The sequence below is a fragment of the Mucilaginibacter sp. P4_C11 genome, from assembly GCF_056402115.1.
Genome location: NZ_JBFUIA010000082.1, coordinates 1 through 1,415 on the forward strand (window position 1 = coordinate 1; position 1,415 = coordinate 1,415).

The 1,415-nt window shown below is 45.6% G+C and carries 1 protein-coding gene; it reads right to left on the reverse strand.

All coding sequences use genetic code 11. The features are described 5' to 3' along the window. On the reverse strand, window positions 1-1,415 hold a 1,415-nt coding region (locus AC1DU2_RS30815; RefSeq protein ID WP_477389467.1), incomplete at both ends, for a cadherin-like beta sandwich domain-containing protein.

Genomic DNA, 1,415 nt, shown 5'->3' on the forward strand with positions numbered 1-1,415 from the left:
GGGGATTGTTGTGGAACCGGTTGCATTAAGTGTTATTGGGTCGGATGTAACCCCGCTGGCTACCGGATTGCCCTCAACCCGTATCACTGCATTCGGGTCTAAAGTTGTTACTACAACGCCAACAGTAGCTGTAGTAACCGATACCGAGGTTTGGTAATTTATATTACTGGTACCCGTTGTTACCGACAATGGACTTGACGGGCTTAATGCCAATGAACTTATTGAAGTATTACTTGATCCGTTTTTGTACACGGTAATGGAATATGTACGAATAGTGGCACCATCTTCAGCTGTTACAGAAACATGAACGGTGGTAGCTCCGGTTGCGTTCAGCGTTATCGGTGCTGATGCATTGCCGCTCAACACCASATTGYCCTCAAYCCTTATTACMGCGTTTGGATCTGCACTTGCAGCCGTAACACTTATGCTGGATGTTGAGGCCAATACCGAAGTTTGGTAATTTACCGTACTGCTGCCTGTTATAACAGTCAGCGTAGAAGCCGGGCTTACACTTAATGAACTCAAAGCGGGGTTACTTGATCCGTTTTTATACACAACGATAGAATAGGTACGAATGGTGACACCATCCTCGGCTGTTACAGAAACATGAATAGTAGTAGTTCCGGTAGCATTCAGCGTTACTGGATCAGATGTACTACCGCTTGACACAATATTACCTTCGACCCGTATCACCGCGTTAGGATCTGACGCTATAGCCTTAACATTTATACTGGTTGTGRCTGCAGAGACCGTAGTTTGATAATTTATGGTACTGCTGCCTGTTGTAGTTGTCAGCGTTGACACGGGACTTAAATTTAGGGAAGTAAGCAAGGCATTACTTGCCCCGTTTTTATTTACAACAATGGAATAAGTGCGGACACTGACACCATCCTCGGCTGTTATTGATACATGGATTGTTGTRGAACCGGTTGCATTCAGTGTTATTGGGTCGGATGTAACCCCGCTGGCTACCGGATTGCCCTCAACCCGTATCACTGCATTCGGGTCTAAAGTCGTTACTACAACGCCAACAGTAGCTGTAGTAACCGATACCGAGGTTTGGTAATTTATATTACTGGTACCCGTTGTTACCGACAATGGACTTGACGGGCTTAATGCCAATGAACTTATTGAAGTATTACTTGATCCGTTTTTGTACACGGTAATGGAATATGTACGAATAGTGGCACCATCTTCGGCTGTTACAGAAACATGAACGGTGGTAGCTCCGGTTGCGTTCAGCGTTATCGGTGCTGATGCATTGCCGCTCAACACCACATTGTCCTCAATCCTTATTACAGCGTTTGGATCTGCACTTGCAGCCGTAACACTTATGCTGGATGTTGAGGCCAATACCGAAGTTTGGTAATTTACCGTACTGCTGCCTGTTATAACAGTCAGCGTAGAAGCCGGGC